The sequence below is a fragment of the Shinella granuli genome, from assembly GCF_004341885.1.
Lineage (GTDB): Bacteria > Pseudomonadota > Alphaproteobacteria > Rhizobiales > Rhizobiaceae > Shinella > Shinella granuli.
In genome coordinates, this window is record NZ_SLVX01000014.1 from 78,685 (window position 1) to 93,976 (window position 15,292).

Sequence of the window (15,292 nt, forward strand, 5' to 3'; positions counted from 1 at the left end):
TAGGCGGCGCGCGCTTGCCGGAAACGCGCGAAAACCAGGGTATCGGCATATCCGCGATCCCGAGGGACGCTGGCACGGCCTGGCGCAGGGCCGGTGCCATCCGGCGCGCCGGACTGTTCCAGGATAGTGTTTTCCCGCGCCGAAGCGATACCGCTCCGGCGCAGTCGCCTAGAAACGCTGCGGCGAGAAGGGCGCGATGTCGATCGCCGTCGGCCGGCCGGTCACGAGGTCGGCGACGAGCCGCGCCGTGCCGGCGGACTGGGTGAGGCCGAGATGGCCGTGGCCGAAGGCGTAGACGACATCGGGCGTCGCGCGGGCGCGGCCGATGGCGGGCAGGCTGTCGGGCAGCGAGGGGCGGAACCCCATCCACTGCACGCCGCCCGCCGGCTTCAGGCCGGGCAGGAAGGCTTTCGCCTTTTCCAGCATGGCCTCGGATCTGCGGAAATTCGGCGGCAGCTTCAGTCCGCCGAGTTCCACCGCGCCGCCGACGCGGATGCCGGTCGACAGCCGGGTCACGACGAAGCCGTGGCCGCCGAAGGTGACCTGCGTCCTCAGGTCGAAGGCGTCCGACGGCAAGGTCGTGTTGTAGCCGCGCTCGGTCTCGAGCGGGATACTCTCGCCGAGCGTGCGGGCGACCTGGTGCGAGAAGGCGCCGGCCGCGAGCACGACCTTTTCCACGCGCCGCGTCCCGCCATCCGCCGTCGTGATCTCGACGCCGCCTTCGACGGGCCTGAGGCCCAAGACCTCGGCACGCTCGATCCTGCCGCCCTTCGCGCGAAAATGATCGGCGAGCGCCAGCGTGTAGAGTTTCGGGTCCGCGATGGAATACCAGCCGGGCGTGAAGGTGCCGTGCGTGAAGCGCGGGGCGAGGCCGGGCTGGATCGCGGCCATTTCGGCGGCGTCCATGTGGCGGAATTCGATGCCGTGCGCTTCGCGGGCCTTCCAGCCCGGCAGCGCGGCGTTCAGCTCGGCCTGGCTTTCATAGACCTGGAGATTGCCCTCCTTGCGCAGCATGGCAAGCGTGCCGGTCGCGCCGAGGAAGGGCTCCAGCTCGGCCCTGGAAAGGTCCATCAGCGCGGTCTGCGCGGCGGTGGAATGGGCGACGCGGCGTGCCGAGCAGGCGCGCCAGAAGCGGAACATCCAGGGCGCGATCTGCAGCGCGTAGGACGGCGGCACGGAAAGCGGCCCGAGCGGGTCGAGCAGCCATTTCGGCGCCTTCCTGAGGATGCCGGGCGAGGCGAGCGGCAGGATGTCGGTGAAGGCGAAGGCGCCGGCATTGCCGGCGGAAGCGCCGGCGGCGGGGGCTTCGCGTTCGAGCACCGTGACGGCGAGGCCGCGGGCCTGGGCGGCAATGGCCGCGGAAAGGCCGACCACGCCGGCGCCGATGACGACGACGCCGGGTTCGATTCCAGTCTTCATCATCGCCTCAGTGCGTCGCAGCGAGGAAGGTTTTCAGGTCGGCATCCTTCGGCGCGCCGAACAGCGCTTCCGGCGGGGCGATCTCGGCCATAACGCCCTTGTGGAAGAAGGCGACGCGGTCGGAGACCTCGCGGGCGAACTTCATTTCGTGCGTGACGCAGATCATCGTCATGCCCTCGGAGGCGAGCATGCGTAGCGTGTCGAGCACTTCGCCGACGAGCTGCGGATCGAGCGCCGAGGTCACCTCGTCGAACAGCATGTAGGCCGGCGACATGGCAAGCGCCCGGGCGATCGCCATGCGCTGCTGCTGGCCGCCGGACATGCGGCTCGGATAGACCTTCAGCTTGTCGCCGAGGCCGACATGGGTGAGCTGCTTGACGGCCATCGCCTCGGCCTCGGCCTTCGACTGGCCCAGAACCTTGACGGGCGCCAGCATGACGTTTTCGAGCACGGTCAGGTGCGGGAAGGCGTTGAACTGCTGGAAGACGATGCCGAGCTTGCGGCGCAGCTTGTTGAGGTCCGTGCCCTTGGCATGCACGTCGGTGCCGTCGACGACGATGCGGCCGCTGTCGATGGTCTCCAGCCCGTTGATGCAGGTGAGCAGCGTCGACTTGCCCGAGCCCGAGCCGCCGATGATGGTCAGCACCTCGCCCTTCTCCACGGTGAGGTTGATTCCCTTCAGGACTTCGAGCTGGCCGAAGGATTTGCGGACGTTTTCGATCTCAATCATTGGACCACCGTCTTTCGAGATAACCGCCGAGCCGGGCGATGGGGAAGCTGATGATGAAGTAGATGGCGCCGCAGATGAGCAGGATGAACAGCGGCTCCTGCAGGCGCGTCACGAGGATCTGCGAGGCGCGCAAGAGCTCGATGAGGCCGAGCCAGAGCACGAGGGCCGAATCCTTCATGACGCCGAGCGTCAGGCCGATCCAGGCGGGCAGCGAGACACGGGTGGCGAGCGGGGCCACGATGTAGCGCATGTCCTGCCACCAGGTCATGCCCAGCGAGCGGGCCGCGCGGCGCGTGGTGGCCGGCACGGAGGAGATGCCGCCGCGCACGATCTCGGTGCAATAGGCCGCCGTATAGAGCGACAGCACCACGCAGGAGGTGGTGAACGGCGCCCAGCCGAGCTTCATGATCGACTGCATCGCATTGCCGAGCACGAGCTGGATGAGCAGCGGCACGGAGCGGAAGATGTCGAGCAGGAAGGTGAGCGGCATCGACCAGTAGGGGCCGACCTGGTTGCGGATGACGCCGAAGAGGACGCCGAGCACGGTGCCCGCGAGGACGGAGACGGCGGTGACGGCGAGCGTCATGGCCGCGCCCTTGGCGAGGAAGCCGAGATCGGCAAGGGTGAGAGCGGTATCGAACATGGCTTACCCCCTCAGTAGCGGAACATGCGCGCGGCGGCGAGGCGCGCCGCCAGCGTCACGGCCTTGGCGATCAGGTAGTAGATGACCGCCGCGATCGCGAAGAATTCGAAGGTGCGGAACGAGCGGGCGTTCAGCTCCTGGGTGATGCCGGCAAGGTCGGTGTTCATGCCGACGGTGACGCCGAGCGACGTCATCAGGATCGCCCAGACCATCTGGTTGGTGGCGGGCAGGAAGGCGACGCGCAGCATCTGCGGCATGACGATGTAACGGAAGGCCTGCAGCGAGGTCATGCCGAGGGAGCGGCCGGCGCGGGTCTGCGTCTCGGGGATCGCCTTCAGCGCGCCGCGGAAGTTCTCCGCGAGATAGCCGGCATTGTTGAAGGCGATGCCGACGAGCAGCGCCGCATAGGGGCTGAGATGGATGCCGAAACTGCCGAGGCCGAAATGGGCCATGTAGATCTGGAAGAGGGCCGGCGTGTTGCGCGCGATCTCGACCCAGGCGGTGGCGAAGCCGCCGAGGATGCGGTTGCCGGACAGCCGGAAGAGCGTCAGCGCCAGGGCGACGGCAAGGCCGATGGCCATGGAGAGCAGCGCGATTTGCAGCGTGACCAGCGCGCCGTCCAGCATCTGGGGCAACGCCTTCAGCGCCTGGTTCCAATGGAAAGTGTAACTGAACATTGCCGTCTCACCCTTCGGAAACGATGGACGGCGCGGGACATCCCGCGCCGCCTTGGAAACGGCTCTTAGCGGTAGACGCCGCCGACCGAGAGGTCCGGCACGTCGCCGCCGACCCACTTCTCGTAGAGTTCCTTGTAGCGGCCGGTGCGAACCTGCTGGTTGACGAAGAGGTTCAGGTAGTTGATCAGGCCGTATTCTTCGCGGTTGGTGAAAAGCGCGACATAGTCGATGTCATAGGGCGCCTTGCCGACGACGGAGATGCCGGCGAACTTGCCGCTCTTGACGTTGGACTGGGCAACCGTCGAGGTGGAGACCGTCGCGTCGATCTGGCCCTGGCTCAGCGCGAGGAAGACGTCGGCCTGGGTCTGGTACGGACGGAACTCGCCAGTGCCCCATTCCTTGACCGAGTTTTCGAGCGCGATGGCCTCGAACGTGCCGGCGGTGGCGCCGACCGTCTTGCCCTTCATGTCCTCGAAGGACTTGATGCCCGACTTGTCGTTGGCCGTGACAGCCATCTCGAAGGCGAAGTAGGGGATCGACATGCCGACGGTCTTGGCACGCTCCAGCGTGTCGGAGGTCGAGGCGACGCCGACATCGACGCGGCCGGACATCAGCGCCGGGATGCGCTCCGGGAAAGGCGTTTCGACGATCTCGGCGGTGACGCCGAGGGCCTTGGCTAGATCGTTGCAGTAGTCGACGTCGAAACCGATCGGGTTGTTGTTCTCGTCGCGCGCACCCATCGGGGGGAAGTCGAGAACGACGGCGCAGCGCAGCGTGCCGGACGAGATGATGTCGTCCAGCTTGTCGGCCTTGGCCGGGCTGGTCAGAGCGGTGGCGGCCACGAGGCCGAAGGCGAGGACCGAGGTCTTCTTCATAAACTCTCTCCCTGGATTGGTCTGTCGATTCACGCGGCGGAGGTCCGTCCTGCGCCGAAACTGTAAACCGCCTCTAAAATACAACTAATATACAAAAAGTATATACCCAGAAGGAGAAAATGTGTAGGCCGGGCCTCCTTACGGGAAGCCCGGCCGACAGGAGCGCTAGAACATTGAATCAGTTCAGGAAATCTTCGGGCAGCAGACCTTCCGGCATGTTCTGGTAGGAGACCGGGCGCAGGAAGCGGCGGATCGACATGGTGCCGACACTGGTGGCGCCGAAGTTCGTGGAGGCCGGATAGGGGCCGCCATGCACCATGGAATCCACCACCTCGACGCCCGTCGGGAAGCCATTGACGAGCACGCGGCCGGCCTTGCGCTCGAGGACCGGGCGCAGGCGCCTGGCATCGGCAAGGTCGCCTTCATCCATGTGGATGGTCGCCGTCAACTGGCCTTCGAAATTGCGGGCGAGCCTCTCCATCTCGTCGACCGAAGAGACACGCACGACAAGGCCGAGCGGGCCGAAGACCTCTTCCGAAAGCGCGTGGTCGGCGAGGAACTGTTCGCCGGAGATCTCGAAGAGGTTCGGCAGAGCGTTGCGGCCGGTGGACTCCGTCGTCAGCAGCGGCTTGACGGTGTTGCGGCTTTCAAAGCGCGCCTGGCCGTCCTGGTAGGCCTTGGCAATGCCGTCGGTCAGCATGGTCTGCGGGCCGACCTTGCCGAGCGCTTCCACGGCGGCGGCGGTGAAACGGTCGGCATCCGCGCCGTCCTCAACGATGGCGATGCCCGGATTGGTGCAGAACTGGCCGGCGCCCATGGTGAGCGAGCCCGCCCAGCCCTGGCCGAGGCCTTCCGCGCGGGCCTTCATGGCCTGCGGCAGCAGGAACATCGGGTTGACCGAGCCGAGCTCGCCGAAGAACGGGATCGGCTCCGGACGGGCGGCGCACAGGTTGAAGAGGGCGCGGCCGCCGGCGAGCGAGCCGGTGAAGCCGACGGCCTTGATCAGCGGATGCTGCACCAGCGCCTCGCCGACCTGGCGGTTGCCGCCCTGGATGAGCGAGAAGACGCCCGGATGGACGCCGGCCTTCCTGATGGCGGCCTCGATGGCCTCGGCGATGATCTCGCCCGTGCCCGGATGGGCCGAGTGCCCCTTGACGACGACGGGGCAACCGGCGGCAAGCGCGGCCGCCGTGTCGCCGCCGGCCGTGGAGAAGGCGAGCGGGAAGTTGGAGGCGCCGAAGACGGCGACCGGGCCGAGCGGCCGCTGGATCAGGCGGATTTCCGGGCGCGGCAGCGGCTGGCGCTCCGGCAGGGCGGCGTCGAAGCGGCGGTCGAGATAGTCGCCCTTCTCGATATGATCGGCGAAGAGGCGGAGCTGGCCGGTGGTGCGGCCGCGCTCGCCCTGAAGGCGCGCGACCGGCAGGCCGGTCTCCTGCGTGCCGATCTCGGTGATCGCTTCTGCCCGGGCCTCGATCTCGTCGGCGATGGCGCGCAGGAACGCGGCGCGTGTCGCGCGGGAGGAATAGCCGTAGCTGAGGAAGGCGTCTTCGGCGGCTTGCGCGGCCTTGTTCACCAGCTCCACCGTGCCGACGGCAAAGCCGTGCGCCGGGCCATGGGCGGGCGAGGAGGTGAAGGTGCCGTTTCCGTCAAGCCATTCGCCTGCGACGAGATGTTTACCGTTGGGAGTGAAAGCCATTAGACGTACCTTTCTCACGGGAAGAGGGATTCGCCCCTGACATAGACTCTTGCAGGGCGAATTGCACTTGTCGAAATCTTGTATACTCTATGTATGCAAATGTTCAATCGCCAACCTGCCCCGGTCGGCAAAAGCGGAAGAGACCAAGATGACGCAGACCTCCACCCTGACGATTGCCGCCCTTCATGAACGGGTGGAAGCGATCTTCCGCAAGGCCGGGCTCAATGCCGTGCAGGCCAGCGCGCTTGCCCGCGTCATCGTCGCCGGGGAGCGCGACGCCTGCAAGTCGCACGGCATCTACCGGATCGAGGGTGCGCTGCGCACAGTAAAGGCCGGAAAGGTCAAGCCGGACGCCGTGCCGGTGCTGGATGCCAACGAGGGCTCGGCCATCGTCAAGGTCAATGCCGGCGGCGGCTTTGCCAACCCGGCCTTCGAACTCGGCGTGCCGGTTCTTGCCGCGCGCGCCCGCTCGCTCGGCCTTGCCGCGCTCGTCATCAACGACTGCACGCATTTCTCCGCCCTCTGGCCGGAGGTGGAGGCCGTGACAAATGAAGGCCTTGCCGGCCTCGTCATGTGCCCGAGCTACGCCACCGTCGCGCCCACCGGCGGCAACAGGCCGCTGCTCGGCACCAATCCCTTCGCCTTCGGCTGGCCGCGCAAGGGCGATGCGCCCTATGTCTTCGACTTCGCCACCTCGGTCGCCGCCCGCGGCGAGATCGAACTGCACCGCCGCGCCGGCAAACAACTGCCCGAGGGCTGGGCGATCGACGCCGAGGGCAACCCGACCACCGATCCGGAAGCCGCGCTCGCCGGCGCCATGCTGCCCTTCGGCGGCCACAAGGGCTCGGCCATCGGCACGATGATCGAACTGCTCGCCGGCATCATGATCGGCGACCTGACGAGCCCGGAAGTGCTGGACTATCTCGGCACCACGACGCTTGCGCCCTTCCATGGCGAGCTGATCATCGCCATGTCGCCGGAGGCCTTCTCCGCCGGTCGGCCCGGCGATCCCTTCGCCCGCGCCGAAGTGCTGTTCGAGGCCATCGTCGGCCAGGGCGCCCGCCTGCCCTCGCAGCGCCGCTTCGTGGCACGCAGGAAATCCGAGGCGGACGGTGTCACGCTCACCGCCGCCGAGATCGAGCAGCTCGACCGCCTGCTGGAAAAGGGGCTGGATGCGATCGGCTGATCGCGTCGCTCTTTTCATTAGCCGGCGAATGAGTCGCGAGCATCCCCACGAGCGTCATCCTCGGGCTTGACCCGAGGATCCAACCCTCGGTACGCCTCGCTTGTCGCATGGATGCTCGGGTCAAGCCCGAGCATGACGGAGGAGGGAGGGCCCTTGGCATGAAATGCCGCAGGGGCGTATCGCTCGCCGCAGCCAGACACACACGATCGCCGCCAAAACAAAAGGCCCTCCTTGCGGAGGGCCTTTCCTGTTGCCAGAAGGCGTCAAACCCTATGCCTTGTAGGTCTGCACGGCGCCCGGCAGCTTGCTCCATTCGGCATACCAGGTGTCGAACAGCTTCAGCTGGGTCTCGACATAGCCGCGCTGGCTGTCGGAGAGCGCGTCGGTCTCGTTGAAGTGCAGCGTGTATTCCTTGTCGCCCTTCAGCACCATCATGTGCTTGAAGTAGAGGACGAGATCCGGGCCTTCGTCGAAGGAGGAGAGCACGGCGAGCGCCGATTCCAGCTCCAGCGCGCGGGCGCGGGCGTCCGGGTCGCCCTTGGCAGCGGCCTGGGCGAGGTTGCACATGTGGAGGACTTCCTTGGGCAGCACGCAGCCGATGCCGGTGATCGCGCCGACGGCGCCGCAATCGACGAAGCCGGTGAAGACGCAGGTATCGACGCCGATCATCAGCGAGACGTCATCGTCGCGGCTGGTGATGTTCTCGGCCGCATAGCGCATGTCGGCCGCGCCGCCGAACTCCTTGAAGCCGACGAGGTTCTTGTGGTCCTCGCGCAGCGCGAAGAACAGGTCGGCCCGGGTGGCGAAGCCGTAATAGGGGCTGTTGTAGATGACGGCCGGCAGGTCCGGAGCGGCCGAGAGGATCGCCTTGAAATGGTTCTTCTGGGCGGCGACGACGGAGCCGCGGGAGAGCACGCGCGGGATGACCATGAGGCCCTGCGCGCCGACCTTCTGGGCATGCGCGGCATGGGCGACGGCCGAGGCGGTGTTGACGGCGCCGGTGCCGACGATGACCGGGATGCCCGCCTTGACGAGGCGCTCGACGCCTTCCATGCGCTGTTCGTCGGTCAAGAGCGGCCAGTCACCCATCGAGCCGCAATAGACGACGGCCGACATGCCCTTTTCGATGAGTTCCCTGCCCTTGCGCACCAGCTGGTCGAAATCCGGCGTGCGGTCGTCCTTGCAGGGGGTCATCAGGGCGGGAATGACACCGGAAAAAATCTTGGCCTTCATGTCGGTCTCCTTTGGCGGTTCGGCGGATGGGCGGCCGGCACGATGCACGAGGCCTCCCCCTCTCTGATGATGGGTATAGCACCTTGTATTTTATTTGTCGACAAGAAAAATACAAACTCCGTCAGAGCGTGATGTCGAGCCTGTCGTTGCGGCTGAACAGCTTCTGTACCTGGGCGACGATCGCCTCGGCATGGGCCTTGCCGAGCCGGTCCGCCTCCTCGATGTCGCGCGCTGCGATGGCGGCGATGATCGCGGCATGCTCGTCCACGAAGCGCTGGGGGAACTGTTCGTCGTAGGACTGGTAGTAGAGCTGCAGGATGCGCCGTCCCTCGTCGAGCAGCCGGCGGAACAGGCTGGTGAAATAGGGATTGCGCCCGGCCTCGGCGATGGCGGCATGGAAGGCGGCATTGGTGGCGATCATCTTCAGGGGGTCGCGCGCCGCAAGTGCCGCCGCATAGTCCTCGTGGAAGCCTCTGATGACGGCGAGGTCCTCCGGGCGGTGCGCCTGCGCCGCAAGCCGCGTCGTCACGCGGTACATCAGCACCAGCGCGTCGAAGAAGGTGTGCAGGTTGAGGAAGTCGATGTTCGAGACCATGGTCGAGCGGTTCGGCAGGGTCTCGATCAGCCCCTCGCCGGCCAGCCGCACAAGGGCCTCGCGGATCGGCGTGCGCGACATCTTGAACCGCTCGGCAAGCTGCACCTCGTCGATCGGGCTGCCGGGGGCGAGCTTCAGGTCGAGGATCTCGTCGCGCAGCAGGTCATAGACCATCTTCACGCCGGAGCCACGCTTGCGTTCGGGCAGGGAACTGGAATCGGTATCGGTCATCGAAAATCCTCTTGTCGACAAAAGAAATACAATTGTCCGGCAGCGCTATCAATCGTTTAAAGTGGGCATTTTGACGAAACTGTCGTCAAGTCTCCGGGGGCCGGGATTTCGGGAAATCCGGCACCTGCCGCGCACAAAGATGAAAAAACGCGTATGAAAGCCCCGCCCGGCGAGACGCCGTGGCGCCGGCAGGCCCCTCTTTTGTCCTGAAGGGCGGTTCCGTTCCGCGCTGGTCGTTCGCGCCGGCGCTACGCCTCGTCCTGCCGCGGCGGATAGAGATGCGTTTCCCCGCGGAAATCGAGAAGGCGGAAACAGCCGTCGTCCGCCTCTTCGACCGCCGCCGAATCCGCCCGCACCTTGCCGTGCCCGCCGGGGATGTCGAGGATATAGGCCGGCTGGCACAGGCCGGAGACGCGGCCGCGCAGGCTTTCGACCAGCGCCCTGCCCTCGGCGAGCGTCAGGCGGAAATGCGCGGTGCCGGGCGCCAGGTCGGGATGGTGCAGGTAATAGGGCTTGACCCGGTTCTCGACGAAGGTGCGCATCAGGTCGGCCAGCACCGCCGCATCGTCGTTGACGCCCTTCAGGAGCACCGTCTGGCTGATCATCACCAGGCCGGCATCGACGATGCGGGCGATGGCGGCGCGGGCCTCGGCCGTGAATTCGCGCGGATGGTTGGCATGCAGCGCCACATAGGTCGTCTTGCCGGAGGCCTTCAGCGCCGCGATCAGCGCGGCATCCACCCGCGCCGGATCGACGACGGGCACCCGGCTGTGGAACCGCACGATCTTCACGTGAGGAATGGCAGCAAGCCGTTCCAGAATGGCCTGCAGCCGGCGCGGCGAGAGCACGAGCGGATCGCCGCCCGTCAGGATCACCTCCCAGATCGCCGGCCGGGCCGCGATATAGGCGATCGCCGCATCGAGCGCCTGGGCGGACAGGGTGCCGAGCCCTTCCGGCCCGACCATCTCGCGGCGGAAGCAGAAGCGGCAATAGACCGGGCAGACATGCACGGCCTTCAGGAGGACGCGATCGGGATACCGGTGCACGATGCCCTCGACGGGGCTGTGCGCGAGGTCGCCGATCGGGTCGGCGCGCTCCTCCGGCAGGGTCACGAGTTCTGCGGCATCGGGCACGAACTGGCGGGCGACCGGATCGTTCGGATCGGCCGGATCGATCAGCGCGACGAGCGACGGCGTGACGGCGACGGCATAGCGCGCGGCGACCGCCGCCGCGCCCGCCCGCCGCGCCTCGGGAACGAGGCCGGCCTCGACCAGCTCCGCCACCGTCGTCAGGCTGCGCGCCGCCGTCATGGCGCGGTCTCCGCCACCGGCGCCCAGATCACCTGGTCGATGCGCGCGGCGCCCGTCGCCAGCATGACCAGCCGGTCGAAGCCGAGCGCGATGCCGCTGGCCTCGGGCATATGGGCGAGCGCGGCGAGGAAATCCTCGTCGAGCGGATAGGTCTCGTCGTAGACGCGGGCCTTTTCCGCCATTTCCAGCTCGAAGCGCCGGCGCTGCTCGCCCGCATCGGTCAATTCGCCGAAGGCATTGGCCAGCTCCACCCCGCAGGCATAGAGCTCGAAGCGCTCGGCGACGCGCCCGTCATGCGCGGCGGGCCGCGCGAGCGCTGCCTCCGCCGTGGGGTATTCGCAAAGGATGGTGGCGCGGCCGAAACCGAGCTGCGGCTCCACCTTTTCCACCAGCACGCGGCTGAAGAGGTCGGTCCAGGTGTCGTCTTCCGCCACGCGCAGGCCGGCTGCCTGCAGGAAAGCGGCCAGGCGCGCGCGGTCCGTCGCGCCGTCGGGATCGATCGAGGCGAGGAGGTCGATGCCGGCATGGCGCCGGAAGGCTTCCGCCACCGTCAGCCGCTCGGGCGGCAAGGCCGGATCGCAGGTCGCGCCGCGATAGGTAAGCATCGCGGCCCCCGCCACCCTGGCGGCCAGCGCGAGGATTTCGGCGCAATCCTCCATCAGCACGTCATAGGCCTCGCCCGCGCGATACCATTCCAGCATGGTGAACTCGGGATGGTGCAGCGGCCCGCGCTCGCGGTTGCGGTAGACATGGGCGAAGCAGGCGATGCGCCTTTCCCCCGCCGTCAGCAGCTTCTTGCAGGCGAATTCCGGCGAGGTGTGCAGGTAGAGCGGCGTCCTTGCGCCGGAATGGCCGATCGCGGCGGTCTCGAAGGCGTGCAGATGCGCCTCGTTGCCGGGCGAGACCTGCAGCGTCGCCGTGTCGACCTCGATGAAATCGCGCGCCGCGAACCAGCCGCGCAGCGCCGCCTGGATACGGTTTCGCGCAAGAAGGAACGGCCGGCGATCGGCATGGACATCGGGCGTCCACCAGGGCGAGGGCTTCAGGCTCATGGCGTTCCTGTGACAGGTTTCTTCGCGCTTGCCGGCGGACAGACTGGTCTTTTGCCGGAATATAGGGTAGTTGCGGCCCCGAAAACACATTTTCGGCACCCGGGGAAGGCGTCTCAAGGCGGTCCTCTACGCCGTGATCCATCCAGTTACAAGGAAGACTTATGGTAAAGATCATCGCCTCTTCCGTCCGCAAGGGCAATGTCCTCGAGGTCGAAGGCAAGCTCTATGTCGTGCTGACGGCGCAGAACTTCCACCCGGGCAAGGGCACGCCGGTCACCCAGATCGACATGCGCCGCATCTCCGACGGCGTGAAGGTTTCCGAACGCTACCGCACGACCGAACAGGTCGAGCGCGCCTTCGTCGAGGACCGCGAGCACAACTTCCTCTACGAGGATGGTGACGGCTACCACTTCATGAACCCGGAGACCTACGACCAGCTGACCATGTCCCACGAGGACATCGGCGACCTGAAGGCCTACCTCCAGGAAGGCATGACGGTCATCCTGTCGGTGCATGAAGGCGTCGCCATCGCCATCGACCTGCCGCGCCACGTCACGCTGGAGATCGTCGAGACCGAACCGGTCGTCAAGGGCCAGACGGCCTCGTCCTCCTACAAGCCGGCGATCCTGTCGAACGGCGTGCGCACGCTGGTGCCGCCGCACATCACCGCCGGCACGCGCGTCGTGATCGCGACGGAAGACGGTTCCTACGTGGAACGCGCCAAGGACTGAGCCTTTTGATTGGCGCATAATTCCTTTCTCTCGATCATGCCGATCGAAAGGGTTATGCGCCGCATCATAGGAAGCCGCCCGCCGGAAACGGCCGGGCGGCTTTTTTTCTTCCAACTTGCGGAAAATCCGTTAAGACCAACCTCCGGCTCTTACCCAACCGAGACGGGAACCCCGCATGACCAAATTCGACGTGCTGACGGTCGGCAACGCCATCGTCGACATCATCGCGCGCTGCGACGAGAACTTCATCACGGACAACGGCATCATCAAGGGCGCGATGAACCTCATCGATGCCGAGCGGGCGGAACTGCTCTATTCCCGCATGGGCCCCGCGCTCGAAGCCTCCGGCGGCAGCGCCGGCAACACCGCCTCGGGCGTCGCCAGCTTCGGCGGCAGGGCCGCCTATTTCGGCAAGGTGGCGAACGACCAGCTCGGCGAGATCTTCATCCACGACATCCGCGCCCAGGGCGTGCATTTCGAGACGATGCCGCTGGCCGGCCCGCCGCCGACCGCCCGCTCGATGATCTTCGTCACGCCCGATGGCGAGCGCTCGATGAACACCTATCTCGGCGCCTGCGTGGAGCTCGGGCCGGAAGACGTGGAGGAAAGCGTCGTCGCCGAGGCCAAGGTCACCTATTTCGAAGGCTATCTCTGGGATCCGCCGCGCGCCAAGGACGCGATCCGCGACTGCGCCCGCATCGCCCATGCGAACGGCCGGGAAATGTCGATGACGCTGTCGGACAGCTTCTGCGTGCACCGCTACCGCGACGAGTTCCTCGACCTCATGCGCTCCGGCACGATCGACATCGTCTTCGCCAACAAGGCGGAAGCCCTGGCGCTCTACGAGACAGAGGATTTCGAGGAGGCGCTGACGCGCATCGCTAAGGATTGCCGGCTGGCGGTGGTGACGATGAGCGAGGAAGGCTCGGTCATCCTGACCGGCGGCGAACGCACCAGGGTGGAGGCGATCAGCATTCCGAGCGTCGTCGACACGACGGGCGCGGGCGATCTCTATGCCGCCGGCTTCCTCTACGGTTATACGACCGGGCGGTCGCTGGCCGATTGCGGCCGGCTCGGCAGCCTTGCCGCCGGCCTCGTCATCCAGCACGTCGGCCCCCGTCCGCTGCTCTCGCTGGCGGAAGAGGCCAGGAAGGCCGGCCTTACTTGAAGGCCTCGCCCGGATAGGCGCCCCAGATCTCGTTCTGCGAGACCCATCCGGCCGTGCCGTCCGCTTCGGCGCGGCACCAGTCGCCGTTGCATTCGCCGACCTTGATGACGACGCCGGGCTGGATCTTCGCGATGACCGTCGAGTTCGGCATCGCCTCGCGGCGCATGTTGACGAAGATGCCCTCGCCCTTGCCGCGCATCCACGGCGCGGTGACGGCGGTGCGCTCGCCGGAGAGCAGCGCCTGGTTGACCCAGCCCTCCGTGCCATCCGCATCGCGGATGCGGCGCCAGTTATCGTATTCCTGGATGATTTCCACCGGCACGCCGGATTTGAGATAGCGCCAGGCGACGGCATAATCGACGCTGGGGCCGACGCGCAGGTTGACGCTTTTCGCCTTGAGGCTGACGAAGCGGGGCAGCGGCAGGCCGCTCGGCCCCTTGGCCGCCTGGGCATGGGCGAACTGGACGCCGGCAACGGAGACGAGGAGGCCCACAAGGGCGGCAAGGCTGAGACGCAGGACAAGGTGACGCATGGACGATCCGCACAAACTGGAGGAGGCATTACGCTGCCGAACCGGCGCAAAGTGGCAAATCGCAGGAACGCCGAAGAGGGCGGATTGTCTTCGCGACCGGGTCTGGTAGAAAATGCCCCTGATGAAGCAATCCTTGCCCAACTTGGTTAAGGACCCGTCAACAGGACGCCGGAACAGCCCATGACCCAGAAGAAAAAACCGAAGGTCTACATCACCCGCCGCCTGCCCGAGGTCGTGGAGACCCGGATGCGCGAGCTGTTCGACGCGGAACTCAACATCGACGACACGCCGCGCAGCCAGCCCGAACTCGTCGCCGCCGTCAAATCGGCCGACGTGCTCGTGCCGACGCTGACGGACCGGATCGACGCCGCGCTCATCGAGCAGGCCGGCCCGCAACTCAAGTTGATCGCCTGCTTCTCCAACGGCGTCGACAATGTCGACGTGGAGGCGGCGGCACGGCGCGGCATCACCGTCACCAACACGCCGAACGTTCTCACCGAAGACACGGCCGACATGACGATGGCGCTGATCCTCGCCGCCCCCCGCCGGCTGGCGGAAGGGGCGCGCATCCTGACGGACCGCAAGGGCGAATGGGCCGGTTGGTCGCCGACCTGGATGCTCGGCCGGCGCATCTGGGGCAAGCGCCTCGGCATCGTCGGCATGGGCCGCATCGGCACCGCCGTCGCTCGCCGCGCCAAGGCCTTCGGCCTCTCCATCCACTACCACAACCGCCACCGCGTGCGCCCGGACACGGAGGACGCGCTGGAGGCGACCTATTGGGACAGCCTCGACCAGATGCTGGCGCGCGTCGACATCGTCTCGGTCAACTGCCCCTCGACACCGGCGACCTATCACCTACTGTCGGCCCGCCGGCTCGAGCTGATGCAGCCGACGAGCTATATCGTCAACACGGCGCGCGGCGGCATCATCGACGAGACGGCGCTGATCAAGTGCCTGCGCGAAGGCAAGATCGCCGGCGCCGGCCTCGACGTCTTCGAGAACGAGCCTTCGGTCAATCCCAAGCTCCTGAAGCTGGCTAGCGAGGGCAAGGTCGTGCTCCTGCCGCATATGAGCTCGGCGACGCTCGAAAGCCGTGTCGACATGGGCGAGAAGGTCGTCATCAACATCCGCACCTTCTTCGACGGCCACCGCCCGCCGGACCGCGTGCTGCCGAGCCGGGTCTAGAGCAATTCCAGCAAAAGTGCGTAGCGGTT

Annotated in this window: 15 protein-coding genes; 4 read left to right on the plus strand and 11 right to left on the minus strand. The window is 66.6% G+C overall.

Features of this window, described 5'->3' with window-relative positions:
• Positions 1 to 168 precede the first annotated feature (168 nt).
• The 6 genes from EV665_RS20450 to EV665_RS20475 form a co-directional block, all read right to left on the minus strand.
• Positions 169 to 1,419, minus strand: a complete 1,251-nt coding sequence (locus EV665_RS20450; RefSeq protein WP_133035484.1) for an NAD(P)/FAD-dependent oxidoreductase — start codon at positions 1,417 to 1,419, stop codon at positions 169 to 171.
• Between the two features lie 7 nt (positions 1,420 to 1,426).
• Positions 1,427 to 2,149 (minus strand): amino acid ABC transporter ATP-binding protein, encoded by a 723-nt coding sequence (locus EV665_RS20455; RefSeq protein ID WP_133035485.1) that lies wholly within the window; start codon positions 2,147 to 2,149, stop codon positions 1,427 to 1,429.
• The gene (locus EV665_RS20460) at positions 2,142 to 2,792 is read right to left on the minus strand and encodes an amino acid ABC transporter permease (protein WP_133035486.1); all 651 of its coding nucleotides are present in this window, start codon (positions 2,790 to 2,792) and stop codon (positions 2,142 to 2,144) included. The genes EV665_RS20455 and EV665_RS20460 overlap by 8 nt, the downstream gene beginning before the upstream one ends.
• A gap of 11 nt (positions 2,793 to 2,803) precedes the next feature.
• Positions 2,804 to 3,469 carry an amino acid ABC transporter permease gene (locus EV665_RS20465; protein ID WP_133035487.1) on the minus strand — a complete coding sequence of 222 codons (666 nt, stop codon included), beginning with the start codon at positions 3,467 to 3,469 and terminating at the stop codon, positions 2,804 to 2,806.
• Between the two features lie 65 nt (positions 3,470 to 3,534).
• A complete protein-coding gene (locus EV665_RS20470; protein ID WP_133035488.1) occupies positions 3,535 to 4,344 on the minus strand; it encodes an ABC transporter substrate-binding protein in 810 nt (269 codons plus the stop codon).
• 178 nt (positions 4,345 to 4,522) lie between these two features.
• Positions 4,523 to 6,040 carry an aldehyde dehydrogenase (NADP(+)) gene (locus tag EV665_RS20475; protein ID WP_133035489.1) on the minus strand — a complete coding sequence of 506 codons (1,518 nt, stop codon included), beginning with the start codon at positions 6,038 to 6,040 and terminating at the stop codon, positions 4,523 to 4,525.
• Between the two features lie 148 nt (positions 6,041 to 6,188).
• Between EV665_RS20475 and EV665_RS20480 the strand changes: the two genes are divergently transcribed.
• Positions 6,189 to 7,226 carry an Ldh family oxidoreductase gene (locus EV665_RS20480; protein WP_133035490.1) on the plus strand — a complete coding sequence of 346 codons (1,038 nt, stop codon included), beginning with the start codon at positions 6,189 to 6,191 and terminating at the stop codon, positions 7,224 to 7,226.
• A 270-nt stretch (positions 7,227 to 7,496) separates the two neighbouring features.
• Here the strand turns inward: EV665_RS20480 and EV665_RS20485 are convergent, their stop codons facing one another.
• From EV665_RS20485 to epmA, 4 genes are all read right to left on the minus strand, one after another.
• A complete protein-coding gene (locus tag EV665_RS20485) occupies positions 7,497 to 8,459 on the minus strand; it encodes a dihydrodipicolinate synthase family protein (protein WP_064332104.1) in 963 nt (320 codons plus the stop codon).
• 121 nt (positions 8,460 to 8,580) lie between these two features.
• Complete coding sequence (locus EV665_RS20490; RefSeq protein WP_133035491.1) at positions 8,581 to 9,285, minus strand: GntR family transcriptional regulator; 705 nt, start codon at positions 9,283 to 9,285, stop codon at positions 8,581 to 8,583.
• 248 nt (positions 9,286 to 9,533) lie between these two features.
• A complete protein-coding gene (locus EV665_RS20495) occupies positions 9,534 to 10,595 on the minus strand; it encodes a lysine-2,3-aminomutase-like protein (RefSeq protein WP_133035492.1) in 1,062 nt (353 codons plus the stop codon).
• The gene (gene epmA, locus EV665_RS20500) at positions 10,592 to 11,647 is read right to left on the minus strand and encodes an EF-P lysine aminoacylase EpmA (protein ID WP_133035493.1); all 1,056 of its coding nucleotides are present in this window, start codon (positions 11,645 to 11,647) and stop codon (positions 10,592 to 10,594) included. The genes EV665_RS20495 and epmA overlap by 4 nt, the downstream gene beginning before the upstream one ends.
• 161 nt (positions 11,648 to 11,808) lie before the next feature.
• Between epmA and efp the strand changes: the two genes are divergently transcribed.
• Positions 11,809 to 12,378, plus strand: coding sequence for an elongation factor P (gene efp / locus EV665_RS20505; protein ID WP_064332100.1), 570 nt, complete (start codon positions 11,809 to 11,811; stop codon positions 12,376 to 12,378).
• 175 nt (positions 12,379 to 12,553) lie between these two features.
• Entirely contained in the window at positions 12,554 to 13,546 is a 993-nt protein-coding gene (locus EV665_RS20510; protein WP_133035494.1) for an adenosine kinase, read from the plus strand.
• Here EV665_RS20510 and EV665_RS20515 read toward each other — a convergent pair.
• Positions 13,539 to 14,078: an SH3 domain-containing protein gene (locus tag EV665_RS20515; RefSeq protein WP_133035495.1), complete on the minus strand. Its 540-nt coding sequence runs from the start codon at positions 14,076 to 14,078 to the stop codon at positions 13,539 to 13,541. The two genes, EV665_RS20510 and EV665_RS20515, sit on opposite strands and share 8 nt — an antisense overlap.
• Before the next feature lie 180 nt (positions 14,079 to 14,258).
• Between EV665_RS20515 and EV665_RS20520 the strand changes: the two genes are divergently transcribed.
• Positions 14,259 to 15,263: a 2-hydroxyacid dehydrogenase gene (locus EV665_RS20520; protein WP_064332097.1), complete on the plus strand. Its 1,005-nt coding sequence runs from the start codon at positions 14,259 to 14,261 to the stop codon at positions 15,261 to 15,263.
• The last annotated feature ends 29 nt before the right edge of the window (positions 15,264 to 15,292 follow it).